Origin of the sequence: Longivirga aurantiaca (assembly GCF_042660085.1) — a bacterium.
In the GTDB taxonomy this organism is placed as follows: domain Bacteria; phylum Actinomycetota; class Actinomycetes; order S36-B12; family CAIYMF01; genus Longivirga; species Longivirga aurantiaca.
On the sequence record NZ_JBHSTI010000008.1, the window covers coordinates 931,528 to 956,382 of the forward strand.

Here is a 24,855-nt window from a genome sequence, read left to right on the forward strand (position 1 = left end):
GTCGCACCTCCGTCCGCCTGCCCGGCTCCGCTCCGTCGCCGGGCGTCGTCGCTCTGTGTTCGGAGCCGGGGGGCGCGCGGATGGGTCAGCGGCGGATCGCGTCGAGCCCGAGCAGGGCGACGTGCAGCGAGAGGCACGACTCCACGGAGTCGAGGTCGACCGCGAGCACCTTCTCGATCTTGTGCAACCTCTCGTAGAAGCTGGGGCGCGACAGGTGCGCGGCATCCGCTGCCGCGGACTTGTTGCGGCCCGCGTTGAGGTATCCCCGGAGCACGCCGACGAGGTCGGTGCCGTGCTGGGCGTCGTGCGCCAGCAGGGGGCCCAGCTCGCGCTCGACGAAGGTCTGCAGCCGGTCGTCGTCGCGCAGCAGGTGCAGGAGTCCGCGCAGCCGCACGTCGGGGAGGCGGTAGTAGGGCCGCGGGGAGGCGTCGTCGTCGGACGGCGCGGCATCGGCCACCTGCGCGGCCTCGAGGAACGCGCGGCGCAGGTCGCGCACGTTCGCCACCACCGAGCCGACCGCGACGACCCACCCCGATGCGGGGAGGACGGCCCGCCCGGCCGTGGCTCGCTTGGCGAGGGACGTCGAGAGGCGCCCGAGCACAGGATCGACGTCCTCCCGGGGCGGGAGCGAGAGCAGCACGCCCACGGTGGCGTCGTCGACGCCGCCCACCAGGCCCGCGGCCCGGCTGTCGCGCAGCGCGTCGGCCACCGTCTCCGCGAGGTCGCGCAGCCGTTCCTGGACCTCGAGCGCAGGCCCGACCGGGCCGCGGGTGAGGCGCACCAGGACGGCGACGAGGGCGTGCCCCTCGAGCGGCACCCCGAGCGCGGAGGCTCGCGCGACGAGCTCGGGGAGCGGCACGGAGCCCGCGATCACGCCGGTGAGGAGCGTGCGGTGGGTCTGGCGCTCGAGCGACTCCCGGTCTCGTTCGACGAGCCGAGCCAGGGCGACCGTGGCCGCGCCCCGCTCGACGAGCATGGTGTCGCGCGGTGTCGGGGGAGCGTCGGTGCGCAGCAGCAGCCGGCCCCAGTCCTGCCCGCGGGCGCCGACCGTGGTCACGAGCCAGCCCGAGGAGTCGTCGTACCCGGTGCGCGCCGCCGTGCGCACCGCGCGGCTGCGGCCCTCCCAGTCGCCGAGCACGGCCGCGAGGTCCTGGCCTGCCGGGTCCACGGCGAGCACCTGGTGGGCGAGGTTCTCCAGCACCACCGGCCGGCCCGCCATCCGCGACACCTGCCGGACCACCTCGGTGGGGGAGGCGCCCTCCACCGTGAGCTCGGTGAAGGTGGCGTGGACGGCGTCCGACGCGCGGAGCTCGGCGATCTGCGCGTCGACGATGCGCGCGTGCACCTGCTCGGTGATCGTGGCGAACCTCGCCTCGCGGGTGAGCTCGACCAGGACCAGCCCGACCTCCTCGGCCGCCTGCACCATCGCGTCGGGCAGCCGGTCGAAGCGCCGTCCGGTCTCCACCATCACGCCGGTGACGCCCACGGCCGCGAGGCCCTGGACGTACGCCGCGAGGCCGGCGTCGTCGGTCGGCAGCAGCACGCCCGTCGTGAGCAGCAGCTCGCCGCCGCGCAGCAGGCGGGCGACGTCCGCGATCTCGGCCGCGTGGGTCCAGCGGACGGGACGGTCGAGGTGGCCGGCCCCGGCGCGCACGGCCGGCAGGCCGTCGCGCACCGCGGGGAGCTCCAGCACCTCGGACACGGCGGGGTACATGCCGGCGAGGGGGTCGACGGGGTCCACGGGCGGCGAGGCTAGTCCGCCGCACCCCCTCGGTGCCATCACTGCGTCAGGCGAGCACGCCTCCGGCTTGCCAGGCTGTCGGTCACGGTTCGGCGGCAGTTGCCCGCCGGCAGGTAACGAACGCGTCATCCCGGTCGTCCGACACGCGGTGGACCGACGCGTGTGATCTGCGGGAAACAGCAGTTCTCGGTCACGATCACGATGCAATTCGTCGCTGGGACGGGATTCGGCCACGGAATCCCTTGTCTCCCCTGGAGTGCCGTGCGAGGATCGCGGCGCCGGTGGCGGGCGTAGCCTCACGCTGCACGCACCCGGTCCGTCAGGGCGCCGTACGCATCCCTGACAGCTCGGCCCGATGGCACGCACGTCTCGATGAGGAGGACGCCGGTGATGGCTGACGGACACCTGTTCGTGGACGGCGCCTACCGCACGGGCGGCTCGGGCGCCTCGCACGACGTCGTGAACCCCGCCGACGGCGCGGTCGTCGCCACCGCGACGCTGGCCTCGCCGCAGGACGTCGACGACGCCGTCGTCGCTGCGGCCCGCGCGCAGCGCGGCTGGGGCGCGGCCACTCCGGGGGAGCGCTCGTCCGCCCTCGCCGCTCTCGCCTCCGTGATGGCCGACCGCGCCGAGGAGTACGCGCAGGTCGAGACGAGCCAGACCGGCAAGCCGATCAAGCTGACGCGTGAGTTCGACGTTCCCGGCTCGATCGACAACGTGTCCTTCTACTCCGGTGCCGCGCGCAACCTCGAGGGCCGCGCGTCGGCCGAGTACGACGGGGCGCACACCTCGGTCGTCCGTCGCGAGCCCGTGGGCGTCATCGGCTCGATCGCGCCGTGGAACTACCCGCTGCAGATGGCGATCTGGAAGGTCATGCCGGCGATCGCTGCGGGCAACGCCATCGTCCTCAAGCCCGCGGAGCTCACGCCGCTGACCGCGCTGATGCTCGCCGAGGACTGCCGCACCGCGGGCATCCCCGACGGCGTCGTCAACGTCGTGACCGGCGCGGGCCGCGTCGCGGGCGAGGCCCTGCTCGCGCACCCCACCGTGCGGATGGTGTCGTTCACCGGCTCCACCCCCGTCGGCCAGCGCGTGATGCAGGTCGCCGCGGGCACGGTGAAGCGGGTGCACCTCGAGCTCGGCGGCAAGGCGCCGTTCGTGGTGTTCGACGACGCCGACCTCGACGCAGCGGTGCAGGGAGCCGTCGCCGGCTCGCTCATCAACAGCGGCCAGGACTGCACCGCGGCCACCCGTGCCTACGTGCAGCGCCCGCTCTACGACGCGTTCGTCCAGGGTGTCGCGGACGTCATGCGCACGGTCCGGCTCGGCCTGCCCACCGACCCGAGCACCGATCTCGGGCCGCTCGTCTCGTTCGCCCAGCGCGACCGCGTCGCCGGCTTCGTCGAGCGCGCCCGCGGGTACGGCGCCAAGGTCGTCACCGGAGGCCAGGTCCCGGGCGGTGCGCTCGCCGCCGGTGCCTACTACGAGCCCACCCTCGTGGTGGATGCCGCACAGGATTCGGAGATCGTGCAGGACGAGATCTTCGGGCCCGTGCTCGTCGTGCTCCCGTTCGACACGGACGAGGAGGGCATCGCGCTCGCCAACGACACGCCCTTCGGCCTCGCCGCCTCGGCGTGGACCCGCGACGTCGTGCGCTCGATGCGCGCGAGCCGCGAGATCCAGGCGGGGTGCGTGTGGATCAACGACCACATCCCGATCGTCTCCGAGATGCCGCACGGCGGGTACAAGTCCTCCGGCTTCGGCAAGGACATGAGCCAGTACTCCTTCGACGAGTACACGCAGGTCAAGCACGTCTCGTTCGACATCACCGGCGACGTCCGCAAGGACTGGCACCGCACGATCTTCGGGGACCGCTGACCGGCACCCGACAGACGGATCACCGCGCAGATCCGTAGCCCAGACCCTCACCGCAGACAGCACGACACCACTGGAGGATCCGCACAGATGGCAGACCAGCCGCTCGACCCCATGACCTCGGCCATCGTGTCGTCGATGTCCCGCCGCCGCTTCCTCCGTGCCGCGGGCATCGGTGGCGCGGCGATGGCCGCTGCCGCGTGCGGTGCGAAGGGCACCGGCGGTGGCTCCACGGCGAGCGCCTCCGGCGCGCCGTCGCCCTCCACCCAGCCCGACAAGTCCGACAGCGAGAAGCTCGTTAACTGGTCGAACTGGGTGTCCTACATCGACACCGACGACGAGAGCGGCGACCGTCCGTCCCTCGCCGAGTTCGAGAAGCAGACCGGCATCAAGGTCACGTACACCGAGGACGTCAACGGCAACCAGGACTTCTACGCGAAGGTCCGCGCCCAGCTCGAGCAGGGTCGCGACATCGGCCGCGACATCGTCGTGCTGACCGACTGGATGGCCGGGCTCTGGGTGAGCAAGGGCTTCGCCCTGCCCCTCGACGACGCCAACATCCCCAACAAGGGCAACATCCTGCCCGCGCTCGCCGACCCGGCCTTCGACCCGAAGCGCGCGCACACGATGCCGTGGCAGAGCGGCTTCGCGGGCCTCGGCTACAACAAGGCGCTCCTCAAGGAGGCCACCGGCAAGGACTCGATGAAGTCCGTGGCCGACCTCTGGGACCCGGCCCTCAAGGGCAAGGTGACCGTCCTCGACGAGATGCGCGACACCATCGGCATCATCATGCTGGCGCAGGGCAAGGACCCGTCGAACTTCACCGACGACGACTTCAACGCCGCCGCCGACGAGCTCCAGAAGCAGCTCGACTCCGGCCAGATCCGCCAGGTCACCGGCAACGACTACCTGACGGCGCTCGAGAACAAGGACGTCGTGGCCGTCATCGGCTGGTCCGGCGACGTCGCCGCCCTCGGTGGCGACTACGAGTTCTCGCTGCCCGAGTCGGGCGGCACCCTGTGGACCGACAACATGCTGATCCCGGCGATGGCGGCGCACCAGAAGAACGCCGAGGCCGTCATGAACTACTACTACGACCCGAAGGTCGCGGCGCAGGTGGCGGCGTACGTCCAGTACATCACCCCGGTCGCCGGCGTCCAGGAGGAGATCGCGAAGATCGACCCGGGCCTCACCGAGAACCAGCTGATCTTCCCGACGGAGGAGACGCTCTCGAAGGTCAAGATCTTCATGCCGCTCACCCCGGCGCAGCAGACCAAGTACGAGCAGCAGTTCCAGCAGCTCATCGGCAACTGATCGTCCTGGCCGCGGGACGGGGCAAACCCCCGTCCCGCGGCCGATCCGTGCGGCATGCTCGTAGGCACTGCCCGTGCCCCTCCCCGACGTCCAGCCCCTCCAGCCCCTCCAGCACCTCCAGCCTCATGAAAGGGCGGTCCCGGTGGCCCGTACCCCCGTCGTGACCGGACAGGTCGAAGACCTGCACCTGGTCGGCCTGACCAAGCGATTCGCGACCATGACGGCGGTCGACGCGCTCGACCTGACCATCCCCGCGGGCTCCTTCTTCGCCCTGCTCGGCCCGTCGGGCTGCGGCAAGACGACGACGCTGCGGATGGTGGCCGGCCTCGAGGACCCGACCGCCGGGGCGATCCTCATCGGCGACCGGGACGTCACCCAGCTGCGCCCCTACCAGCGGCCGGTCAACACCGTCTTCCAGAGCTACGCGCTCTTCCCGCACCTCGACATCTTCGAGAACGTGGCCTTTGGCCTGCGCCGGCGCGGGATCAAGGACGTCAAGAAGCAGGTCGAGGACATGCTCGAGCTGGTCGAGCTCTCCCCGATGGCCCGCCGCAAGCCCGGGCAGCTGTCCGGCGGCCAGCAGCAGCGAGTCGCCGTGGCCCGTGCGCTCATCAACCAGCCCGACGTCCTGCTGCTCGACGAGCCGCTCGGCGCCCTCGACCTCAAGCTGCGCCGCCAGATGCAGATCGAGCTCAAGCGCATCCAGACCGAGGTCGGCATCACCTTCGTGCACGTGACGCACGACCAGGAGGAGGCCATGACCATGGCCGACACGGTCGCCGTCATGAACCAGGGCCGCATCGAGCAGATGGGGTCGCCCGCAGACATCTACGAGAACCCGCGGACCGCCTTCGTCGCGAACTTCCTCGGGCAGTCCAACCTGTTCCCGGGCTCGGTCGTCGGCCGCGAGAGCGACTCGATCCTCGTGAGCTCGCACGGCACGACCTTCCGCATCCCGACCTCGCGCGTGGCCACGAGCGGCGACTCGGTCGTCGTCGGCGTCCGGCCCGAGAAGGTCACCATCCGAGCCACCGAGCGCGCAGGTTCCCCCGACGCCGCGCGCAACATGCTCACCGGTGTCGTCACGGATGCGTCGTTCACGGGTCTGTCCACCCAGTACCTCGTGCGGACGGCGTGGGGCCAGGAGCTGCAGGTGTTCTCGCAGAACCTCTCGGCCGACGACGTCGTCCGCCTCGGCGAGGACGTCGTCGTGTCGTGGGACCCGAGCCACACCTTCGGTCTCGACGGCGCGGAGGACCTCAACGCCGGCGTCGACAAGGAGCTGCTCGAGCTCGGCCACATCGCCGGGTCGGACGGCACCACGGCCTCGGTCGGGGGCTGATCCGTGCCCGCCATCGTCCCCACGACGACCGCCACAGGCAGCGACGAGGCCACGGTCCGTCGCAGCAAGCGGTCGACGCCCTACCTGCTGCTGCTGCCGGGCCTCGGCTGGCTCGCGATCTTCTTCGTCGTCCCGCTGTTCGCCTCGCTCGCCACCTCGCTGCAGGTGCCGGCGGAGCCTGGCAATCCCGATGCCGGCTTCGTCCAGGCCTTCGAGATCTCGAACTACACGAACGCGATCACGGAGTACTACCCGCAGTTCATCCGGTCGTACGTCTTCGCCGGCCTCGCCACGCTGCTCGCGCTCGCCATCGCCTACCCGCTGGCCTACTTCATCGCCTTCAAGGCGGGGAAGTGGCGCAACATCATGCTCGTGCTGGTCGTCGCGCCGTTCTTCTGCAGCTTCCTGATCCGCACCTACGCCTGGAAGACGATCCTCGCCGACCAGAGCCCGGTCACGCAGTTCCTCAACTTCCTGGGCCTGCTTCCTGACGACCGCATCCTCAACACACCTCTTGCGGTCATCACGGGCATCGCCTACAACTTCCTCCCGTTCATGACCCTCCCGCTGTACGCGGCCCTCGAGAAGATCGACTTCCGGCTCATCGAGGCGGGCAACGACCTCTACGGCTCGCCGTGGACGACGTTCCGCAAGGTCACGTTCCCGCTGTCGCTGCCGGGCGTCGTGGCGGGCACGCTGCTCACCTTCATCCCCGCGGTCGGCGACTTCATCAACGCGCAACTGCTCGGATCCATCAAGGACAAGATGATCGGCAACGTCATCGACAGCCAGTTCCGCATCGTGCGCGACTACCCGACCGCGTCGGCGCTGTCCTTCCTGCTGATGACCTCGGTGCTGATCATCGTGTTCCTCTACATCCGCCGAGCCGGGACGGAGGACCTCGTCTGATGTCCACGCCGACCATCGACCGCCGCGGAGCCTCGCAGGAGCCGCGCGACTACGTGAAGAAGCGCCCCGGCGCCCTCTCCCGCGGCCTGCGCTGGGTGCGCGACCACGTCATCGCCATCGCGGCGTTCCTCGCCCTGTTCTATCTGTTCCTTCCGATCGCGATCGTCGTGATCTTCTCGTTCAACAAGCCCGAGGGCCGCCAGAACGTCCAGTGGAACGAGTTCTCGCTCGACGCCTGGACCAACATCTGCCGCGACCCCACGATCTGCGACTCGGTCGGGGTGAGCCTGCAGATCGCGTTCGTGTCGACGATCATCGCCACGCTGCTCGGCACGCTGATCTCGTTCGCGCTCGTCCGTCACCGGTTCCGGGGACGTTCGGCGACGAACCTGCTGATCTTCCTGCCGATGGCCACGCCGGAGGTCGTCCTCGGCGCCTCGCTGCTCGCCCTGTTCCTCAACCTGGGCGCGCCGCTCGGCACGGGCACGATCATCATCGCCCACATCATGTTCTGCATCAGCTTCGTCGTGGTGTCGGTGAAGGCCCGCCTCGCGGGCCTCGACCCACGGCTCGAGCAGGCGGCGTCAGACCTCTACGCCGACGAGCGCGCGACGTTCCGCTACGTCACGCTCCCGCTCGTGATGCCGGGCATCGTGTCGGCGGCGCTGCTCGCGTTCTCGCTGTCGTTCGACGACTTCATCATCACGAACTTCAACAACGGCACCACCGTCACGTTCCCGCTGTACGTGTGGGGCGCCGCCCAGCGCGGCATCCCGCCGCAGGTCAACGTGATCGGGTCGATCATGTTCTTCGCCGCGCTGTTCATCGTGGTGATCGCACAGGTCGTGGGTGCGGCGCGCCGCAAGAAGTAGCCGAGACACCGAACGAGGCCGCGTCCACCCGCACGGGGGGCGCGGCCTCGTCCTCGGAGGAGGCACCTTCCCTCGCGCCGGTTCCGCGGGTCCCAGGAGGCTGCCGCACTTCTGAACGGTCGTTCAGGATGTGCGCTATCCTGGCGGCGCCACGGGAGGACGCTGGCGGAACCCTCCGCCCGCCCGTGACGGCCGCAGCCTCCGGAGGACCCGGGGCGGTCCACCCCGAGGACTCACCGTGCCCTTCGCACGCAGCCCCCGCCCTTCGTCGTACGACGCCGTCCGTGACGCCTCGCCGCTCTCGTTCTGGCTCGACGACGCGCGGCGCCCCGACGCCCTCCCCGCGCACGCCGGAACGACCGACGCCGACCTGCTCGTGGTCGGCGGCGGCTACAGCGGGCTCTGGACCGCGCTGCTCGCCAAGGAGGCCGAGCCCGCCCGGGACGTGCTCCTGCTCGAGGGCTCGCGCATCGGATGGGCGGCGTCCGGCCGCAACGGCGGCTTCTGCTCGCCCTCGATCACCCACGGCCTCGACAACGGCCTCGCCCGCTGGCCCGCCGAGATGACCACGCTGGTGCACCTGGGCAACCAGAACCTCGACGAGCTCGAGGCCACCCTCGTCCGCTACGGCATCGACTGCTCGTTCGAGCGCAACGGCGAGCTCGGGGTCGCCACCGAGCACTACCAGTCCGAGGGGTTCGCCGAGGCCGTCGAGGCGGCGGCCTCCGTCGGCATGAGCGTCGAGGCGCTCGACCGCGACCAGGTCCGCGCGCTCGTCGACTCCCCGCTCTACGTGGGTGCGATCCATGACCCGAACGGCAGCGCTCTCGTCAACCCCGCGCGCCTCGCGTGGGGCCTGCGCGACGCGTGCCTCTCCCTCGGAGTCCGCATCCACGAGGGCACGCGCGCGACCGGCTTCGGCGACACCGCCGGCCCAGCGGTCGAGGTCACGACCGAGTCCGAGGACGGGCCCGGGCTCGTGCGGGCCCGCCGGGTCGCCCTCGGCACCAACGCCTTCCCGCCGCTGCTGCGCCGGCTGAAGCACCTGCTCGTCCCCGTCTACGACTACGTCCTCATGACCGAGCCGCTCACGGCCGACCAGTGGGCGAGCATCGGCTGGGCGGGGCGCCAGGGCATCGGCGACTCGGGCAACCAGTTCCACTACTACCGCCCCACCGACGACGGCCGGATCCTGTTCGGCGGCTACGACGCCATCTACAACCGGGGCAACGGCATGGGCTCCGCGTACGACCAGCGGCCGGAGTCGTTCGCGCTGCTGGCCGAGCACCTCGTCGAGGTGTTCCCCCAGCTCGAAGGGGTCCGCGCGACGCACGCGTGGGGCGGTGCCATCGACACCTGCTCGCGGTTCTCGGCCTTCTACGGCACCGCCCGGGACGGCAGGGTGGCGTACGCCGCGGGGTACACCGGCCTGGGCGTCGGCGCGACCCGCTTCGGCGCTGCCGTGATGCTGGATCTCCTCGACGGGAGGGACACCGAGCGCACGCGTACCGAGATGGTGCGCACGACCCCGCTGCCCTTCCCGCCGGAGCCCCTTCGCCAGGCCGCTATCGAGCTCACCCGGTGGTCGCTCGACCGCGCCGACCGCACCGAGGGCCGCCGCAACCTGTGGCTGCGCACCCTGGACCGGCTCGGGCTCGGCTTCGACTCCTGAGCCGCCGCAGGCGCCTCTCTCGGCATGACTGCGCACCGCGCCCAGGCCTACCGTGGGAGTGGAAGCGAGGCGAGTGCCATGTCCACGACGCCGGGTCGCGCCACCCACACCACCCTCCAGCCCACCACGGCCCCCGACCGGGGCCTCGAGGCGGCGCTCGACCGCCTGCGGACGCGCGGAGTGCTCTCCGCGGAGCAGGCCGGGGCCGTGCTCGAGGAGGTGGGTGCGGCCGGACCCCCGGCCGAGGCCGCGGCCGCCCGCCCCGCCGTCCGTGCCCGCATCGTCGAGGCCGTGGCCTACCTCGGCGCCGTGCTCGTCGCGGCGTCCGCGGTCGCGTTCATCGCCCAGTCGTGGGAGGACCTCGGGGACGGCGCGCGCCTGCTGCTGCTCGGCGCCTCCGCCCTCGCCGCGTACGGCGCGGGCGCGCTCGTCGGCTTGACGGTGGCGGGCGGCCGGGCCGCGCTGCGCGAGCACGTCCACGCGGCTCGGCGCCGGGTGTCGGGCTCGCTCATGGCCCTCGGCTCCGTGCTGGGCGCCCTGCTGGTCACGCAGGTGCTCGACCTCCAGGACCTGCAGGCCATCGTCGCGGGCGGGGCCAGCGCGCTCGTGCTGCTCGTCGGCGCCCAGGTGCTCGCGCCCAGCGCCGTCACCGAGACGGGCCTGCTCGCCGCGACCCTCGCGGTGGTGGGCGCCGGCACGAGCCTGGTGATCCCCGACCGGGTCTCGGAGGAGCAGTACTACTCGTGGGACGAGTACGTGCGCTCGACCGAGGAGGTCGTCATCCCCGTCGTGCTGGCCGTGACCGGGGTCGTGTGGGGTTGGCTGGTGGCACGTGCGCTCACCCTGCCGGTGCTGGCCGCCGCGTTCGGAGCAGCCGTGTCGTTGTTCGCCGGCATGATCCTCATCACGAGCGCCGGGCCGCTGTGGCCGGGGGCGCTGCTGCTGGGCTGCCTCGCGGTGATCGGCTTCGTGCTCAACCTGGCCACCCGCGCCTCTCCCTGGGTGGCCCTGGCCGTGCTCGCGCTGACGCTCGTGGTCTTTGTGGTAGTCGGGCAGCAGTCGGCGCCCGCGCTGGCCTTCCTGCTCGCCGGGCTCGTGCTGCTGGGCGGAGCCCTGGGTGCCTGGTGGCTGGGTCGGCACCGCGCCCGCCTGACACAGTGACAAGGTGATGGGCGCCAAGCCGTCAGGCTGGCGCTGGTGCCGCGGTCCCCCAGCGGCCAGGATGAGCGCATGACCGAGCCCACGCGTATCTCCCACTGGATCGACGGCAAGCCCTTCGGAGGTGTCGCCGAGCGCACCGGAGAGGTGCGCGACCCCGCCACCGGCGCCCTGTCCGGCCGCGTCGACTTCGCCACCAGCGAGGTCATGGACGAGGCCGTCGCCGCGGCCAAGGCCGCCTTCGCGGAGTGGGGCAAGACCTCGCTCACCAAGCGCGCGACCGTGCTCTTCGCCTTCCGCCACCTCCTGAACGAGCGCAAGGAGGAGCTCGCCGCGATCATCACGGCCGAGCACGGCAAGGTCCTGTCCGACGCCCTGGGCGAGGTCACCCGCGGCCTCGAGGTCGTCGAGTTCGCCTGCGGCATCCCGCACCTGCTCAAGGGCGGCTACTCCGAGGGAGTCTCGACCGGCGTCGACGTCTACTCGATCCGGCAGCCGCTCGGCGTCGTCGGCATCATCTCGCCGTTCAACTTCCCGGCCATGGTCCCGATGTGGTTCTTCCCCATCGCGATCGCGGCGGGCAACACCGTCATCGTGAAGCCGTCCGAGAAGGACCCGTCGGCCGCGAACTTCATCGCGCAGCTGTGGGCCGAGGCCGGCCTTCCCGCGGGCGTGTTCAACGTCGTCCACGGCGACAAGGTCGCCGTCGACTCCCTGCTCACGCACAAGGACGTCAAGAGCGTCTCGTTCGTCGGCTCGACCGCGATCGCGAAGTACGTCTACGAGACCGGCACCGCGCACGGCAAGCGGGTGCAGGCCCTCGGCGGCGCCAAGAACCACATGGTCGTCCTCCCCGACGCCGACCTCGACCTCGCTGCGGACGCCGCGGTCAACGCCGGCTTCGGCTCCGCCGGCGAGCGGTGCATGGCCATCTCGGCCCTGGTCTGCGTGGGCGACGTCGCCGACCCGCTGGTCGCCAAGATCAGCGAGCGCATGGCCACGCTGCGCACCGGCGACGGCCGTCGCGGCTCCGACATGGGCCCGCTCGTCACCGAGGTGCACCGCGACAAGGTGAAGTCGTACATCGACGCCGGCGAGGCCGACGGCGCCACGATCGTGGTCGACGGCCGCAACCCCGAGGTCGACGGCGAGCCCGGCGGCTACTGGCTCGGCCCCACGCTCATCGACAACGTCACCACCGACATGTCGGTCTACACCGACGAGATCTTCGGCCCGGTGCTGTCGGTCGTCCGCGTCGACTCGTACGACGTGGCCCTGCAGATGGTCAACGACCACCCGTACGGCAACGGCACCGCGATCTTCACCAACGACGGCGGCGCCGCGCGCCGCTACCAGAACGAGGTCGAGGTCGGCATGGTCGGCATCAACGTGCCGATCCCCGTGCCGATGGCGTACTACTCGTTCGGCGGCTGGAAGAGCTCGCTCTTCGGCGACAGCCACGCGCACGGCACCGAGGGTGTGCACTTCTTCACCCGCGGCAAGGTCGTCACCTCGCGCTGGCTCGACCCCAGCCACGGCGGCATCAACCTGGGCTTCCCGACCCACGGCTGATCCGCGCAGCTCTCGACAGGGCCTCGCCTCCGGGCGGGGCCCTGTCGGCGTCCCGGCACGCCCCCACGCGTCGGCGCGCGACGCCTGACCGTGCTCAGGCCGTGCTGCCCTCGCTGCTGAGCGAGTCCTCGGCAGTGCCCTCGGTGCTCGGCTCCGGGTCCGGGACCGCCCGCCGGCGCGCAGCCTCCTCGTCGGTCGGCAGCACGAGCAGGGTGAGGGGGACGACGAACCCGAACGGCGCGAGGGCGAACAGCTGCCACCAGCCGCTGCGCCCGGTGTCGTGCAGCCGCCGGGCGCCCACCGCAGCCAGCGGGAGGGCGAGAAGCACGGCAAGGGCTGCGCCCACCGCCTCGGACAGCGAGGCCGCCGCGCCGGTGACGAGCGCGAAGGCGAGGAAGAACCACCAGTAGTCGGGGCGGCTCGCCCTGCCCTCGAAGTCGGCGAACCGGCGGAGACCCTCGCGGACGGCGACCACGGCGGGGGTGTCGTCCCATCGCGGCTCGGGCTGCTCGGCTCCTGGGTCGGACGCCGTGATCTCGGCGACGTCCAGCCCGAGCGCCTCGGCCAGCAGCCGGGCCGACGACAGGCCGGGCCGGCCACCGGTCTCGATGCGCTGGATCGTCCGCACGCTGAGCCCCGTCCGCTCGGCGAGCTCCTCCTGGGACCAGCCCCGTGCCTGTCGCGCTTCTCGTACGTCCATGGGGTCGATCCTGCCCGGTCGTTCGGCCGGGGGACACGACGCCAACCCGTCGTCTCCCCGACACGGTGCGGGCGTCGTCGCGCGCAGTGACGGCGTCGGGCGCCGAACGGCCCGGAATGACCGCTTCGTCACCGTCTGTGGCCCTGTTCCGCAGCGCGCACGGCGTGTCGCATAACGGTTCCCGGGACTTCCCCCGCGACCGCGGGGCAGCGCCTACCGTCGAGCCATGAGGCTCACCGTCGTTCTGGACTGCCTCGACCCGGACTCGGCCGTCGAGTTCTGGTCGCTCGCCCTCGGGTACACGCTCTCCGACAAGCTGGACGAGTACCGCGTGCTCGTCCCCTCACCCGGTCGCGACGCGTCGCCGGCCGAGATCCACGGTCCGGTCCTGATCCTCGCCCAGAGCGAGGACCCCAAGGCCGGCAAGAACCGCATGCACATCGACGTCCACCCCGACGACGCCGAGGCGCACATCATGCGGCTGCAGCGCCTCGGCGCGACGATCGTCGGCGAACGGGTCGAGCGCTTCGGGATCTGGTGGCAGGTGATGGCCGACCCCGAGGGCAACGAGCTGTGCGTGGTGTCCGGAGCGCAGGGCCACGACGAGGGCGACGCCAGCTCCGGCTGACCCGCCGGGCGCTCAGGCGCCGCCGCGTCGCTCGAGCTCCTCCTCGAGCACGTCGAGCACGTTCTCGACACTGTCCACGTCGACGTCGGCACCCGCGGGAACGTCATGCGACACGACCACCGCGTGCTCGCCCTCGGGCACGAAGACGAACGTGAGCGCGACCGCGCCGAGCAACGGCAGCAGGCCCGTGAGCACGAACTCGCGCGCCGAGGTCGTGAGGTCGCGGCGGAAGTACCACACGCTCGTGTAGCCGGTGAGCGCGTAGTAGAAGGTGATCGCGAGACCGACGAGAAGATGACGAGCACGCCGCACTGGAAGTAGACGAGGAGGTTCTGCACCCGCGCGCTGATCTCGATGCCTCGGTAGCTGACGTACGTCATGAGCGCGATCGACAGGGCGCCGAGGCTGGTGACCGCTGCAGGATTGTTCGGCAGGTCTGCCGCCTGCTCGATGCCCAGCGAGTACAGCGCGCTGTAGAAGTAGTAGGCGGCCACCTCGGCCGCGTTGGCCAGGAAGATCGTGCCGGCGAGCGCGACGGCCCATCCGCCGATCCAGCCGACCCACGGTCCGAAGGCCTTGGCACCCCAGGTGAAGGTCGTGCCGCAGTCGGGCACGGCGCGGTTGAGCTCGCAGTATGCGAACGCCGTGAACAGCATGGGGATGAACGCCACGAGGACCGCTGCGGCGGTGTACTCGCCCACCTCGAGGACGACGTAGCCGATCGTCGCGGCCAGCGAGTACGCCGGCGCCGTGGACGCGAGCCCGATGATGACGCTGCCCTTGAGCGTCAGTGCGTGGGACGCAAGTCCCTTGTCGCGCAGGTCTCCGGACCTGTCGACCGCGACGAGGTGGCCGTGCTCGCTCCCCGTGGACATGACGTCTCCTCCCCACGGACCGCGGGCCGGCGTGCCGTGATGGCGGGCAGCAGCCTGGGCGTGGGTCCGACGTCCGGGGGAGGGGTCATGCCGTTCCTCTAGGAGGATTCCGTGACTCCGTAGCCCTTCCCGCGCCTGTGCGGGGGCGCGGGCTCGGCGCGCTCGACCGGGCAGCGCGCATCCGGGCAGGCCAGCTCGTCGCACAGCCTGCACATGTGCTCGCTCGTGAGCAGGTCGTCGGTGATCGCCTCGAGCATCGCGCCCGCAGCGTCGGCGAAGGCGAGCACCTGCTCGTCGTCGAGCGCACCGACGGCGCGCTCGAGGACGTCGCGCCGTGCAGCGAGGACGTCGAGGGCGGCTCCTTCGCCGGCGTCGGTCAGCGCGAGCAGCTTCGTGCGTCCGTCCTCCCCGGGGATGCGCTCCACGAGGCCGTCGCGCTCGAGCCTGTCGACCAGCTGCACCGCACCGGGGTGGGTGATGCGCAGGCGCGCGGCCAGGAAGGCGATCGGCCGGTCGGGGTACCAGAGCAGGGTGACGAGGGCTGCGGGCGCGTTGGCGCCGTGCCGAGTCGCCCGCGCCGCGCCGATGTCCACCCGGTCGACGACGGTGAGGGCCAGCGTCCCGAGCACGTTGGCGGCGAACGCGCGGTCGGCGCCGGTACCTCGGCGGGGCGGGCGGGGTGCGTCGGCGGGGACGGCGATGCCGCCCTCGCCCCACGCGCGAGCGGGCGGTTTCGTCGGACGGTGCCTCATATAAGCACCTTATGCCTTACCGTGCGCAGAAGCAGGTCGCGACAGGATGGTCGTGGCCGAACCAGTGAAGGAATCTCCCATGCGGGTCCTCTGCGTCGGCGCCGGCGGCGTCGGCTCGTCCGCCGCCCTGATCGCCGCACGTCGCGACTTCTTCGAGTCGTGGGTCGTGGCCGACTACGACCTCGACCGGGCCGAGGCCCTCGTCGCCCGGCTGGGCGACCCCCGCTTCGTGGCTGCACAGGTGGATGCCTCGGACGCGCACGCGGTGGCCGCGCTCGCGCGCGAGCACGGTGCCACGCACGTGCTCAACGCCGTCGACCCGCGCTTCGTGCTGTCGATCTTCGAGGGTGCCTTCCTCTCCGGCGCCGACTACCTCGACACGGCGATGAGCCTGTCGAGCCCGCACCCGGACAAGCCCTTCGAGCTGCCCGGCGTCAAGCTCGGCGACGGGCAGTTCGCCCACGACGAATCGTGGCGCGCCAGCGGCCGCCTCGCTCTCGTGGGCATCGGCGTGGAGCCCGGCCTCGCCGACGTGTTCGCGCGCTACGCCGAGGACCACCTGTTCTCGGAGATCGACGAGCTCGGAGTCCGCGACGCAGGGAATCTCGTGATCGAGGGCTACGACTTCGCGCCGTCGTTCTCGATCTGGACGACGATCGAGGAGTGCCTCAACCCGCCGGTGATCTGGGAGAAGGACCGCGGGTGGTTCACCACCGCACCGTTCTCCGAGCCCGAGGTCTTCGACTTCCCGGGCGGGATCGGCCCGGTCGAGTGCGTGAACGTCGAGCACGAGGAGGTGCTCCTCATGCCGCGCTGGGTGAAGGCCCGCCGCGTGACGTTCAAGTTCGGCCTGGGCGACGAGTTCATCGACGTCCTCAAGACGCTGCACAAGCTCGGCCTCGACAGGACCGAGCCGGTGACCGTGCGCGGAGTACAGGTCTCGCCGCGCGACGTCGTCGCCGCTGCGCTGCCCGACCCGCTCACCCTGGGCGACAAGATGACCGGCTCCACGTGTGCCGGCCTCTGGGTCACCGGCACCGGCACGGACGGCCAGCCCCGCGAGGTGTACCTGTACCACGTGGCCGACAACGCCTGGACGATGAAGGAGTACGGCGCCCAGGCGGTCGTGTGGCAGACCGCGATGAACCCGGTCGTGGCGCTCGAGCTGCTCGCGGCCGGAGTCTGGTCGGGGGCGGGTGTCCTCGGCCCGGAGGCGTTCGACTCCGTGCCGTTCCTCGACCTGCTGCGCGACGGCTACGGCCAGGCGTGGGGCATCCAGGAGCGCGACCCGCGCACGCACGCCGTGCTGACGGACTCCCTCGCCTGATCCCTGCTCCCGAACGGGCCCCGCACCTGCCGGTGCGGGGCCCGTTCGCACATCCGCCTGACAACCGCTGCCGAGGCGAGCCACTGTTCCTGCCATGGAGGTGGCGCGATGAAGGTCCTTGTCACGGGCGGCACGGGGTTCCTGGGCTCCCACACGGTGGCGGCGCTGAAGGCGGCAGGCCATGACGTGCGCGTGCTGGCGCGCTCGCACGACCGCGTGGGGCCGGCGCTGAGGCTGCACGGGCTCGACGACGGGGCGGTGGAGGTCGCCCTCGGCGGCATGGGCGACGCAGGGCCCGTGCGCGAGGCGGTGCAGGGCTGCGACGCAGTGATCCATGCCGCAGCCGTGTACTCCTACGACCCGCGCGATGCCGAGACGATGCGCCGGGGAAACGCGTCCGGCGCCCGCACGGTGCTCGAGTCGGCCCTCGACGCCGGGGTGCAGAGGGCTGTGCACGTCTCGAGCACGGTTGCGCTCGCCCGGATGACCAAGGATGCCCGCATCACGATCCGTGACGACGTCGGCGATCTCGAGGGTGTCTACGCGCGTAGCAAGCAGGAGAGCGACCGGGTCGTCCGCGCCCTGCAGGCCGCGGGTGCACCGGTCGTGCGCCTGCATCCGCCGGGGATCCTGGGTCCGCTCGACCCGCACCTCAACGAGACCAACAAGTCGCTGCGCAACCTGCTCCGCCGCACGCCGCCGGTGTTCGGCAGGGAGCGCTTCACGTACGCGGACGTGCGCGACTGCGCAGCCACCCTGGTGGCGCTCGCGGAGGGGAGGGGCGATGGCGAACCGGCGTGGTTCCCGCCCCTGAACGACGTCGATCCCGTGGCCGAGGCCGAGGCCGCGACGGGGCGGCAGCTGCGGGTGCTCCGTGTGGGCTCCGGCTTCCTCTACCGGGCCACGGTGCCGGCCAACGCCGTCATCGCCAGGCTGCCGCGCGGCGTCGAGGCGATCCAGGCCGACGGCGTCCTCATGTTCTCGCTGCGCAGCCGCTTCGAGGACGAGGGGGCCTACGAGCGGCTCGGGGTGACGCGGACGCCCGCTCGCACGATGTTCGCCGACACCGTCCGATGGCTGGTGGTGCAGGGCCAGATCACCCCGAAGCAGGCCGGCAGCGCGGCCGTCTGACACGGCGACGGCTCCCCTCCCGATCGGGAGCGGAGCCGTCGAACGTGAGCGGAGCGGTCGTGCGGGCTACAGGGCGGAGACGTCCACGTCGGCGGGCACGAGGACCGCGTCGATCACGTGGATGACGCCGTTGGAGGCGGGGACGTCCGGCGTGACGACGGTGGCGCCGCCGACCTTGATGCCGCCGTCGGTGGTGATGGTGAGCTTGGAGCCCTCGACCGTGTCGACGTCGCCGGCGACGACGTCGCTCGACGGCACGTTCGCCGCGACGACGTGGAACGTCAGGATCTTGGCGAGCACGTCCTTGTTCTCGGGGAGGAGGAGCTTGTCGAGCAGGCCCGCGGGCAGTGCCGCGAAGGCCTCGTTGGTGGGTGCGAACACCGTGAACGGGCCGGTGCCGCTCAGCGTCTCGGCGAGGCCGGCGGCCTGGACCGCGGCGACCAGCGTGGAGAAGTCGGGGTTGCCGGCAGCGACCTCGACGATGGTGCCCGCAGCGGCCGGAGCCGACGCCTCGGCGGACGACGAGGTGGGCGCGGGGGCGCTGGACGTGGTCGCGCTGTCCGAGCTGCTGCCGCAGGCGGCGAGCGTCAGAGCGGCGATGCCGGCGACGGCAATGGTGGCGATCCGGGTGGTGCGCATGATGGTCCTCCGTGGTCGGCGGTGCCCTGAAGGGCTCGTCTACCTGCCCTTCTCGCCACGGGTGCGGCGTGGATGCCGGATCGGCTGAGGCCCATGTCACGTGCCGCGGCGCATCCGGACGGGCGCCGTCCGCGCAGCGGTCGCGGGCGTACGACGAAGGCCCCCGGCCAGCAGAGCGGTCGGGGGCCTTCGCCGTGCGCGGTGGATCAGTGACCGGTGAGGGCCAGGAACTGCTCCTCGAGGACGGTGAGGGCCTCGTCGAGCAGGTGCGCCGGGATGGTGAGCGGCGGCAGGAAGCGCAGGACGTTGCCGTACGTGCCGGCGGTGAGGACCACGACGCCCTGGGCGTGGCAGGCCTTCGCGACGGCGGCGGTGAGCGCGGCGTCGGGCTCGTCGGTGCCCGGCTTCACGATCTCCACGGCGATCATGGCGCCGCGACCGCGGATCTCGCCGATGACGCCGGTCTTGTCGGCGATCGTCGACAGGCGCGGCCTCATGACGGCCTCGATCTCGCGCGCGGCCGCGTTGAGGTCGAGCTCCTCCATCGTCGCGATGGAGCCGAGTGCCGCGGCGCAGGCGACGGGGTTGCCGCCGTACGTGCCGCCGAGGCCGCCGACGTGCACGGAGTCCATGATCTCGGCGCGGCCGGTGACGCCCGCGAGCGGAAGGCCGCCCGCGATGCCCTTCGCCGTCGTGATGATGTCGGGGACGATGCCCTCGTGCTCGCTGGCGAACCACGCGCCGGTGCGGCAGAAGCCGCTCTGCACCTCGTCCGCCACGAACACGATGCCGTTGGCGTTGGAGTACTCGACCAGCGCGGGCAGGAAGCCCTCGGCGGGCACGATGAAGCCGCCCTCGCCCGCGATGGGCTCGATCACGATCGCTGCGACGTTGTCGGCGCCGATCTCCTTGTCGATGCGGCTGATCGCGTCGGCCGCGGCCTTCGCGCCGTCACGGCCGTCGTGGAAGGGGTACGACAGCGGCACGCGGTAGACCTCGGGGGCGAACGGCCCGAACGAGTTCTTGTACGGCATGTTCTTGGCCGTCATCGCCATCGTGAGGTTGGTACGGCCGTGGTAGCCGTGCTCGAACACGACCACGGCGTCGCGCTTGGTGTAGGCGCGCGCGATCTTGACGGCGTTCTCCACGGCCTCGGCACCCGTGTTGAACAGCGCGGAGCGCTTCTCGTGGTCGCCGGGCGTGAGGCGGTTGAGCGCCTCGCACACCTCGACGTAGCCCTCGTAGCTCGTGACCATGAAGCAGGTGTGCGTGAACTTCGCGACCTGCTCCTGGACGGCGGCGACGACCTTCGGCGCGGCGTTGCCGACGCTGGTGACGGCGATGCCTGAGCCGAGGTCGATGAGCGAGTTGCCGTCGATGTCGAGCAGCACGCCGCCGCCGGCGGCCTCGATGTAGATGGGCAGGGTGGCGCCGACGCCGGCGCTGACGGCCGAGACGCGACGGGCCTGGAGCTCGGCCGACTTCGGGCCGGGGATGGCGGTGACCAGGCGGCGCTCCTGGGGGAGGTCCGCGGCAAGAGGGGAGGTGGGGGTCGTCATGGCGGACAGGCTACGGCTCCAGGGCCGGGGAGGGAGGTGGACTTGTTGTCCACTGCTCGCTCTATCCTTGTCCAGCCCGGACAGCGTCGTACGGGCGCCCTGGAGGAACCGTGCCGCCCCGTCTGCGTGACGTCGTCGCCCTGCCCGACCTCGGGCTCACCGTGTTCGCAGGTGCCTCCGCGCTCGACCACTCCGTGCGCTGGGTCGCCGTGAGCGAGCTCGAGGACCCGGGCCCGTTCCTCGAGGGTGGCGAGCTCGTCCTCACGACCGGCATGCGTCTGCCCACCCAGGCCGCCGACTGCTCGGCGTACGTGGCCCGCCTGGTGGCTGCCGACGCCGCGGCGCTCGGGCTCGGGGTCGGGCTCTCGCACGCCGAGGTGCCGGCCGCTCTCGTCGCCGCCGCCGAGGCGCAGGGGCTCCCGCTCGTGCGGGTGCCCGAGCAGACGCCGTTCATCGCGGTCACCAAGGCCATCTCGCGGCTGCTCGCCGCTGAGGAGTACGACGAGGCGGCGCGCGGGTTCACCGCCCAGCGCGAGCTCATCCGGTCCGCGCTCACGGCCGACGACGGCGGGCCCGCCGCCGTGGTGACGCGGCTCGCCAAGCACGTGGGCGGGTTCGCGCTGGTGCTCGACCCCGCGGGCAGCGTGGTCCATGCGAGCCCGGCATCCGCCGTCGCCCGAGCCACCGAGCTCGCCGGCGAGGTGGCCCGGCTGCGGCCGAAGGGCCTGCTCGCGTCGGCCGTGGTGTCGGGCGCGGACGAGTACGTGGTGCTTCAGCCGCTGGGCGTGCGCGGCAGGGCGCGCGGCTTCCTGGCCGTCGGCGCGCCTCGGCCGCTGTCGGCGAACGACCAGGCCGTGGTCAACCTGGCGGTGTCCCTGCTGTCGCTCGCGCTCGCGCGGTCGGAGGGGCGGACGGCGTCCGAGCGCGGTGTTCGTGCGGCCGCCGTACGCCTGCTGCTCGACGGGCACGCGCAGTCGCTGCCCCTCGACCAGCTGGGGTGGACGTCGCTGCGCGCCCGGCCGGTGCGCGTCGTCGTGGTGCGGGCGGCGGATGCGGATCCGGCCGCGCTCGCCGCCGCCGAGGAGCGGCTCGTCGAGGTGCTGCCCGGCAGCGCGGTCGCGGCGGGGCTCCTGCCGGACGACCCTGCGGTGGTGCTCGCGGTCGCGCCCGCCGCGGCGCTCGACGCCGCCGGAGCCGGCGGGCTCGCGGCGCCGGACGACGACCTGGTGCGCGCGGCCGGAGTCGGGGACGCGGCCGACGTCGACGATCCGGCGTCCCTCGGTCGCTCGCTGGCGCGGGCGCGCCGGGCGCTGGCTGCCGGCGCGGACGGCCTGCGCCGGTACGACGACCTCGGTGGCGGGCTCGAGGCGCTGCTCGACCCGGCGGCCGCCGACGCGTGGGCTGCGGCGCTGCTCGCCCCGCTCGACGAGCCGGGGGAGCGCGCCGACCTCGCCGCCACGCTGCACGCCTGGCTCGGCCGGCACGGCCAGGTCGACGCGGCCGCCGCCGACCTCGGCGTCCACCGCCACACCGTCCGGCACCGCCTGCGCCGCGCCGAGGCGCTTCTCGACCGCAGCCTCGACGACCCCGGCGTCCGCGCCGAGCTCTGGCTCGCCCTCACCCGTACGCCCACCTGACCCGCTGTCCGGGACGGCGTGGCGGAGAGCCCTGGCTGTACGCAGTGGAGACCGGCAGCGTGCCGGGGCGCCGTACCGTCGTGACCATGAGCGACGTCCTCTACCCCGCCTGGATCGCCGGCCGCCCCGTCACGACGGGCTCGACCGCCGAGGTGCTCCACCCCTACGACGGCAGCGTCGTCGGCGCCCACGTGGTGCCGACCGCCGAGCAGGTGGAGGAGGCGCTCGCGGCCGCGTGGGCGGTGCGGCACGAGTTCGCCGCGACATCGGCGGCTGTGCGCGCCGACGCCCTGATGCACGTCTCCGCCCGCATCACCGAGCGGGCCGAGGAGATCGCGCGGCTCATCACCGCCGAGAACGGCAAGCCGATCATGTGGGCGCGCGCCGAGGCCGCGCGTGCCGCCTCGACCTTCCGCTTCGCCGCCGAGGAGGCGCGCCGCTGGGGCGGCGAGATGCAGCGCCTCGACACCGACGCCGCCAGCGGCGGCCGGGCCGCGATCATCCGCCGGTTCCCGATCGGGCCGGTGCTCGGCATCTCGCCGTTCAACTTCCCGCTGAACCTCGTCGCGCACAAGGTGGCCCCGGCCCTGGCCGTCGGCGCCCCGATCGTGCTGAAGCCCGCGCCCGCGACGCCGCTCTCGGCGCTGCTGCTCGGTGAGCTGCTGGCCGAGACCGACCTGCCCGCGGGCTCGTGGTCGGTGCTGGCGGTCGGCAACGACATCGCCCCGCTGCTCACCAACGACGAGCGGCTCCCGGTCGTCAGCTTCACCGGCTCGGAGACCGTCGGCTTCGCGATCCAGAAGGCCGTGCCGCACAAGCACGTCACGCTCGAGCTCGGTGGCAACGCCGCAGCCGTCGTATGCCCCGACTGGTCGAGCGACACCGACCTCGACTGGGCCGCCACCCGCGTCGCGACCTTCGCCAACTACCAGGGCGGGCAGGCGTGCGTCTCGGTGCAGCGCGTGCTGGTCGACACCTCGGTGTGGGACCGCTTCGTCCCGCAGCTCGTCGCCAAGGTCGAGGCGCTCCCGACCGGCTCGCCGTGGGACGACACGACCGTCGTCGGCCCGCTCGTCAACGAGGCCGCGGCGATCCGCGTGCAGGCATGGGTCGACGAGGCCGTCACGGCCGGGGCGACGCTGCTCGCCGGCGGCGTGCGCGATGGTGCGTCATACAGCCCGACAGTGCTCACCGACGTCCCGGCCGATGCCAAGGTGTCGTGCGAGGAGGTCTTCGGGCCCGTGCTCGTGGTGCAGCGGGTGGACGGCGTCGACGACGCGTTCGCCGTCGTGAACGACTCGCGCTTCGGCCTGCAGACCGGTGTCTTCACCCACGACCTGCAGGTGGCGTTCCGCGCGCACCGCGATCTCGAGGTGGGCGGCGTGATCGTCGGCGACGTGCCGTCGTACCGCGCCGACCAGATGCCGTACGGCGGGGTCAAGGCCTCGGGCGTCGGTCGCGAGGGCCTGCGCTCCGCCATGGACGACTACACGTACGAGCGCACCCTCGTCCTCACCGACATCGCGCTCTAGTTCTTCCTCTCAGGACAGGACGCGCCCGTCACGGGCGCGTTCTGTCCTCTCCTCCGCCTGCTGTCAGAGGTCGAACGCGTAGCAGAGCGTGCGCTCGTCGTGGGCGAACTGGCCGTAGCGCTCGATCTGGCGCCACCCCAGCCGCTCGTACAGCGCGATCGCCTCGTGCTGCGGCGTGCCCGTGTCGAGCCACAGCGCTCGGTAGCCGGCCGACCGCGCCACCTGCACGAGGTGCGCCATCAGCAGCCGCGAGTGCCCGTGCCCGCGTGCTTCGGGGATCACGTACACGCGCTTGACCTCGCCGATGTGCGGCGGCGCGTCCTTCACGGTGGACGCGAGCGGCTGCACCGCACCGCACCCGACGACCGAGCCCGCGTCGTCCTGCACGATCAGCCATCGCGTGTGCTCGTGCAGCGCGAGGAGCGGTGTCTCGCCCTCGGTCTCGCCGTAGCGCTGCGCCATCTCGGCCCAGTACGCCGACATCAGCGGTGGGATCCGTGGGTCGTCGGCGTCGACGGGCAGGGTGCTCGGCACGGCCCCGATTCTCCCATCGGTCGCACGTCCCGCGCTGCAGGGCGCGCCTCGTGCCGACCGCGACAACGGTCACGCGAAGTGCAGCCGGGCGGACCAGACGGCGGCGACGAGCGCGACGGTGGTGACAACCAGGATGACGGTCGTCAGCGCGACCACGCCGGCCGGGATCCGTGCGTCGAAGCAGAGGAAGGCGCACACGGGGTAGGCCACGGCGATGACGAGCGAGCAGACGAGCAGACCCAGAGTGCCGGCGGCCGAGTCATGCCTGCCGAACAGCAGGACGGTGGCCAGCCAGACGAGCGGCGTCAGAAGGACGACAGCAGAGCCGAGGAGGTAGCGGCCGAGCCCGATGCGTGCTGTGCCGGTGCTGATGGTCCGCGTGCCTGGCGACATACGTCCACCGCCTTACCCCGGCTTCCCGACGGTGTCATTGTCGGACGATCCGGGCTTCGATGCGCGCCCGCCGCCCCCACCGGCCGGCTGCACGTGCAGGCCGAAGCAGACCGAGCGCTCGTCGGCGTAGGGGCCGTAGGCCGCGATCCGGTGCCAGCCGAGGCGTTCGTACAGCGAGACCGCGATCGGCTGCAGGTCGCCTGTCTCGAGCCACAGCTCGGTGTAGCCGAGGGACGGCGCGAGCGCGGTGACCGCGGCCATGAGACGCCGGGAGTGGCCGGCGCCACGGGCCGAGGGCACGACGTACACGCGCTTCACCTCGCCCTGGGCGGTCGGAGCGTCGGGCACGGCGACCGACAGCGGGATCACACCCGCGCAGCCGACCGGCTCGCCGTCGTCGGACCGCAGCACCAGCCAGGCACCGCCCGGGGGCACGAGCTTCCAGGTGCCGACGTCGCCGCCGTACAGGCCGATCATCTCCTCGACCATCGCGGTGACGAGGCCGACGAAGGCGGGGTCGTCCTCGGTGACGCGGTCGATGCGGGGCACCGCGCGACTCTGCCAGACGCGGCTGCGCGCGCCACCTGGCCCCAGGTGCGCGAGAAGGGGGAAGAGCACGCCCCTCACGGGACGGTTCTGGCCTGAGCGGAGGAATGGAACCGGGGGTGAGGCGTGGCGGCGACCCGCGGGCGG

22 protein-coding genes and 1 pseudogene are annotated in these 24,855 nt (G+C 72.1%); 13 read left to right on the top strand and 10 right to left on the bottom strand.

Annotation, left to right across the window (positions count from 1 at the left end):
- Positions 1–85 precede the first annotated feature (85 nt).
- Positions 86–1,714 carry a PucR family transcriptional regulator gene (locus ACFQGU_RS08395; RefSeq protein ID WP_449280326.1) on the bottom strand — a complete coding sequence of 543 codons (1,629 nt, stop codon included), beginning with the start codon at positions 1,712–1,714 and terminating at the stop codon, positions 86–88.
- 417 nt (positions 1,715–2,131) lie between these two features.
- Between ACFQGU_RS08395 and ACFQGU_RS08400 the strand changes: the two genes are divergently transcribed.
- The 8 genes from ACFQGU_RS08400 (at position 2,132) to ACFQGU_RS08435 (ending at position 12,455) form a co-directional block, all read left to right on the top strand.
- Positions 2,132–3,619 carry a gamma-aminobutyraldehyde dehydrogenase gene (locus ACFQGU_RS08400; protein ID WP_386765609.1) on the top strand — a complete coding sequence of 496 codons (1,488 nt, stop codon included), beginning with the start codon at positions 2,132–2,134 and terminating at the stop codon, positions 3,617–3,619.
- 87 nt (positions 3,620–3,706) lie between these two features.
- A complete protein-coding gene (locus ACFQGU_RS08405) occupies positions 3,707–4,930 on the top strand; it encodes an ABC transporter substrate-binding protein (RefSeq protein ID WP_386765611.1) in 1,224 nt (407 codons plus the stop codon).
- Between the two features lie 217 nt (positions 4,931–5,147).
- Positions 5,148–6,272, top strand: coding sequence for an ABC transporter ATP-binding protein (locus ACFQGU_RS08410; RefSeq protein WP_386768211.1), 1,125 nt, complete (start codon positions 5,148–5,150; stop codon positions 6,270–6,272).
- Positions 6,273–6,284: 12 nt separating this feature from the next.
- Positions 6,285–7,181 carry an ABC transporter permease gene (locus tag ACFQGU_RS08415; protein WP_386768213.1) on the top strand — a complete coding sequence of 299 codons (897 nt, stop codon included), beginning with the start codon at positions 6,285–6,287 and terminating at the stop codon, positions 7,179–7,181.
- On the top strand, positions 7,181–8,053 hold the full coding sequence (locus ACFQGU_RS08420) for an ABC transporter permease (protein ID WP_386765613.1): 873 nt from the start codon (positions 7,181–7,183) through the stop codon (positions 8,051–8,053). Before ACFQGU_RS08415 ends, ACFQGU_RS08420 begins: the two co-directional genes overlap by 1 nt.
- 238 nt (positions 8,054–8,291) lie before the next feature.
- On the top strand, positions 8,292–9,725 hold the full coding sequence (locus tag ACFQGU_RS08425; protein ID WP_386765615.1) for an NAD(P)/FAD-dependent oxidoreductase: 1,434 nt from the start codon (positions 8,292–8,294) through the stop codon (positions 9,723–9,725).
- 78 nt (positions 9,726–9,803) lie between these two features.
- Positions 9,804–10,886, top strand: a complete 1,083-nt coding sequence (locus ACFQGU_RS08430) for a DUF2157 domain-containing protein (protein ID WP_386765618.1) — start codon at positions 9,804–9,806, stop codon at positions 10,884–10,886.
- A 69-nt stretch (positions 10,887–10,955) separates the two neighbouring features.
- Positions 10,956–12,455 (top strand): CoA-acylating methylmalonate-semialdehyde dehydrogenase, encoded by a 1,500-nt coding sequence (locus ACFQGU_RS08435; RefSeq protein WP_386765620.1) that lies wholly within the window; start codon positions 10,956–10,958, stop codon positions 12,453–12,455.
- A 94-nt stretch (positions 12,456–12,549) separates the two neighbouring features.
- Here the strand turns inward: ACFQGU_RS08435 and ACFQGU_RS08440 are convergent, their stop codons facing one another.
- Positions 12,550–13,155, bottom strand: coding sequence for a DUF805 domain-containing protein (locus tag ACFQGU_RS08440; RefSeq protein ID WP_386765622.1), 606 nt, complete (start codon positions 13,153–13,155; stop codon positions 12,550–12,552).
- A gap of 226 nt (positions 13,156–13,381) precedes the next feature.
- Here ACFQGU_RS08440 and ACFQGU_RS08445 point away from each other — a divergent pair, with 226 nt between their 5' ends.
- Positions 13,382–13,783 carry a VOC family protein gene (locus tag ACFQGU_RS08445; RefSeq protein ID WP_386765624.1) on the top strand — a complete coding sequence of 134 codons (402 nt, stop codon included), beginning with the start codon at positions 13,382–13,384 and terminating at the stop codon, positions 13,781–13,783.
- Between the two features lie 12 nt (positions 13,784–13,795).
- Here ACFQGU_RS08445 and ACFQGU_RS08450 read toward each other — a convergent pair whose 3' ends face one another.
- From ACFQGU_RS08450 to ACFQGU_RS08460, 3 genes and pseudogenes are all read right to left on the bottom strand, one after another.
- Positions 13,796–14,095, bottom strand: a complete 300-nt coding sequence (locus ACFQGU_RS08450) for a hypothetical protein (protein WP_386765626.1) — start codon at positions 14,093–14,095, stop codon at positions 13,796–13,798.
- Positions 14,092–14,658: pseudogene (locus tag ACFQGU_RS08455) on the bottom strand (amino acid permease); the annotation flags it as partial. The pseudogene ACFQGU_RS08455 and the gene ACFQGU_RS08450, both read right to left, overlap by 4 nt.
- A 98-nt stretch (positions 14,659–14,756) precedes the next feature.
- Positions 14,757–15,410, bottom strand: a complete 654-nt coding sequence (locus ACFQGU_RS08460; protein WP_386765628.1) for a MarR family winged helix-turn-helix transcriptional regulator — start codon at positions 15,408–15,410, stop codon at positions 14,757–14,759.
- 79 nt (positions 15,411–15,489) lie between these two features.
- Between ACFQGU_RS08460 and ACFQGU_RS08465 the strand changes: the two genes are divergently transcribed.
- Both ACFQGU_RS08465 and ACFQGU_RS08470 read left to right on the top strand, forming a co-directional pair.
- Complete coding sequence (locus tag ACFQGU_RS08465) at positions 15,490–16,737, top strand: saccharopine dehydrogenase family protein (RefSeq protein WP_386765630.1); 1,248 nt, start codon at positions 15,490–15,492, stop codon at positions 16,735–16,737.
- Positions 16,738–16,845: 108 nt separating this feature from the next.
- On the top strand, positions 16,846–17,868 hold the full coding sequence (locus ACFQGU_RS08470; RefSeq protein ID WP_386765632.1) for an NAD-dependent epimerase/dehydratase family protein: 1,023 nt from the start codon (positions 16,846–16,848) through the stop codon (positions 17,866–17,868).
- 66 nt (positions 17,869–17,934) lie between these two features.
- Here ACFQGU_RS08470 and ACFQGU_RS08475 read toward each other — a convergent pair whose 3' ends face one another.
- On the bottom strand, positions 17,935–18,507 hold the full coding sequence (locus tag ACFQGU_RS08475) for a fasciclin domain-containing protein (RefSeq protein ID WP_386765634.1): 573 nt from the start codon (positions 18,505–18,507) through the stop codon (positions 17,935–17,937).
- Between the two features lie 206 nt (positions 18,508–18,713).
- The gene (gene gabT / locus ACFQGU_RS08480; protein WP_386765636.1) at positions 18,714–20,066 is read right to left on the bottom strand and encodes a 4-aminobutyrate--2-oxoglutarate transaminase; all 1,353 of its coding nucleotides are present in this window, start codon (positions 20,064–20,066) and stop codon (positions 18,714–18,716) included.
- Between the two features lie 110 nt (positions 20,067–20,176).
- Between gabT and ACFQGU_RS08485 the strand changes: the two genes are divergently transcribed.
- Both ACFQGU_RS08485 and ACFQGU_RS08490 read left to right on the top strand, forming a co-directional pair.
- Entirely contained in the window at positions 20,177–21,703 is a 1,527-nt protein-coding gene (locus tag ACFQGU_RS08485) for a PucR family transcriptional regulator ligand-binding domain-containing protein (RefSeq protein WP_386765638.1), read from the top strand.
- An 86-nt stretch (positions 21,704–21,789) separates the two neighbouring features.
- Positions 21,790–23,235 (top strand): aldehyde dehydrogenase family protein, encoded by a 1,446-nt coding sequence (locus ACFQGU_RS08490; RefSeq protein WP_386765640.1) that lies wholly within the window; start codon positions 21,790–21,792, stop codon positions 23,233–23,235.
- 63 nt (positions 23,236–23,298) lie between these two features.
- Here the strand turns inward: ACFQGU_RS08490 and ACFQGU_RS08495 are convergent, their stop codons facing one another.
- From ACFQGU_RS08495 to ACFQGU_RS08505, 3 genes are all read right to left on the bottom strand, one after another.
- Positions 23,299–23,769 carry a GNAT family N-acetyltransferase gene (locus tag ACFQGU_RS08495; RefSeq protein ID WP_386765642.1) on the bottom strand — a complete coding sequence of 157 codons (471 nt, stop codon included), beginning with the start codon at positions 23,767–23,769 and terminating at the stop codon, positions 23,299–23,301.
- Positions 23,770–23,838: 69 nt separating this feature from the next.
- Positions 23,839–24,162: a hypothetical protein gene (locus tag ACFQGU_RS08500; protein ID WP_386765644.1), complete on the bottom strand. Its 324-nt coding sequence runs from the start codon at positions 24,160–24,162 to the stop codon at positions 23,839–23,841.
- Between the two features lie 12 nt (positions 24,163–24,174).
- Complete coding sequence (locus ACFQGU_RS08505; protein ID WP_386765646.1) at positions 24,175–24,711, bottom strand: GNAT family N-acetyltransferase; 537 nt, start codon at positions 24,709–24,711, stop codon at positions 24,175–24,177.
- Positions 24,712–24,855 lie beyond the last annotated feature (144 nt).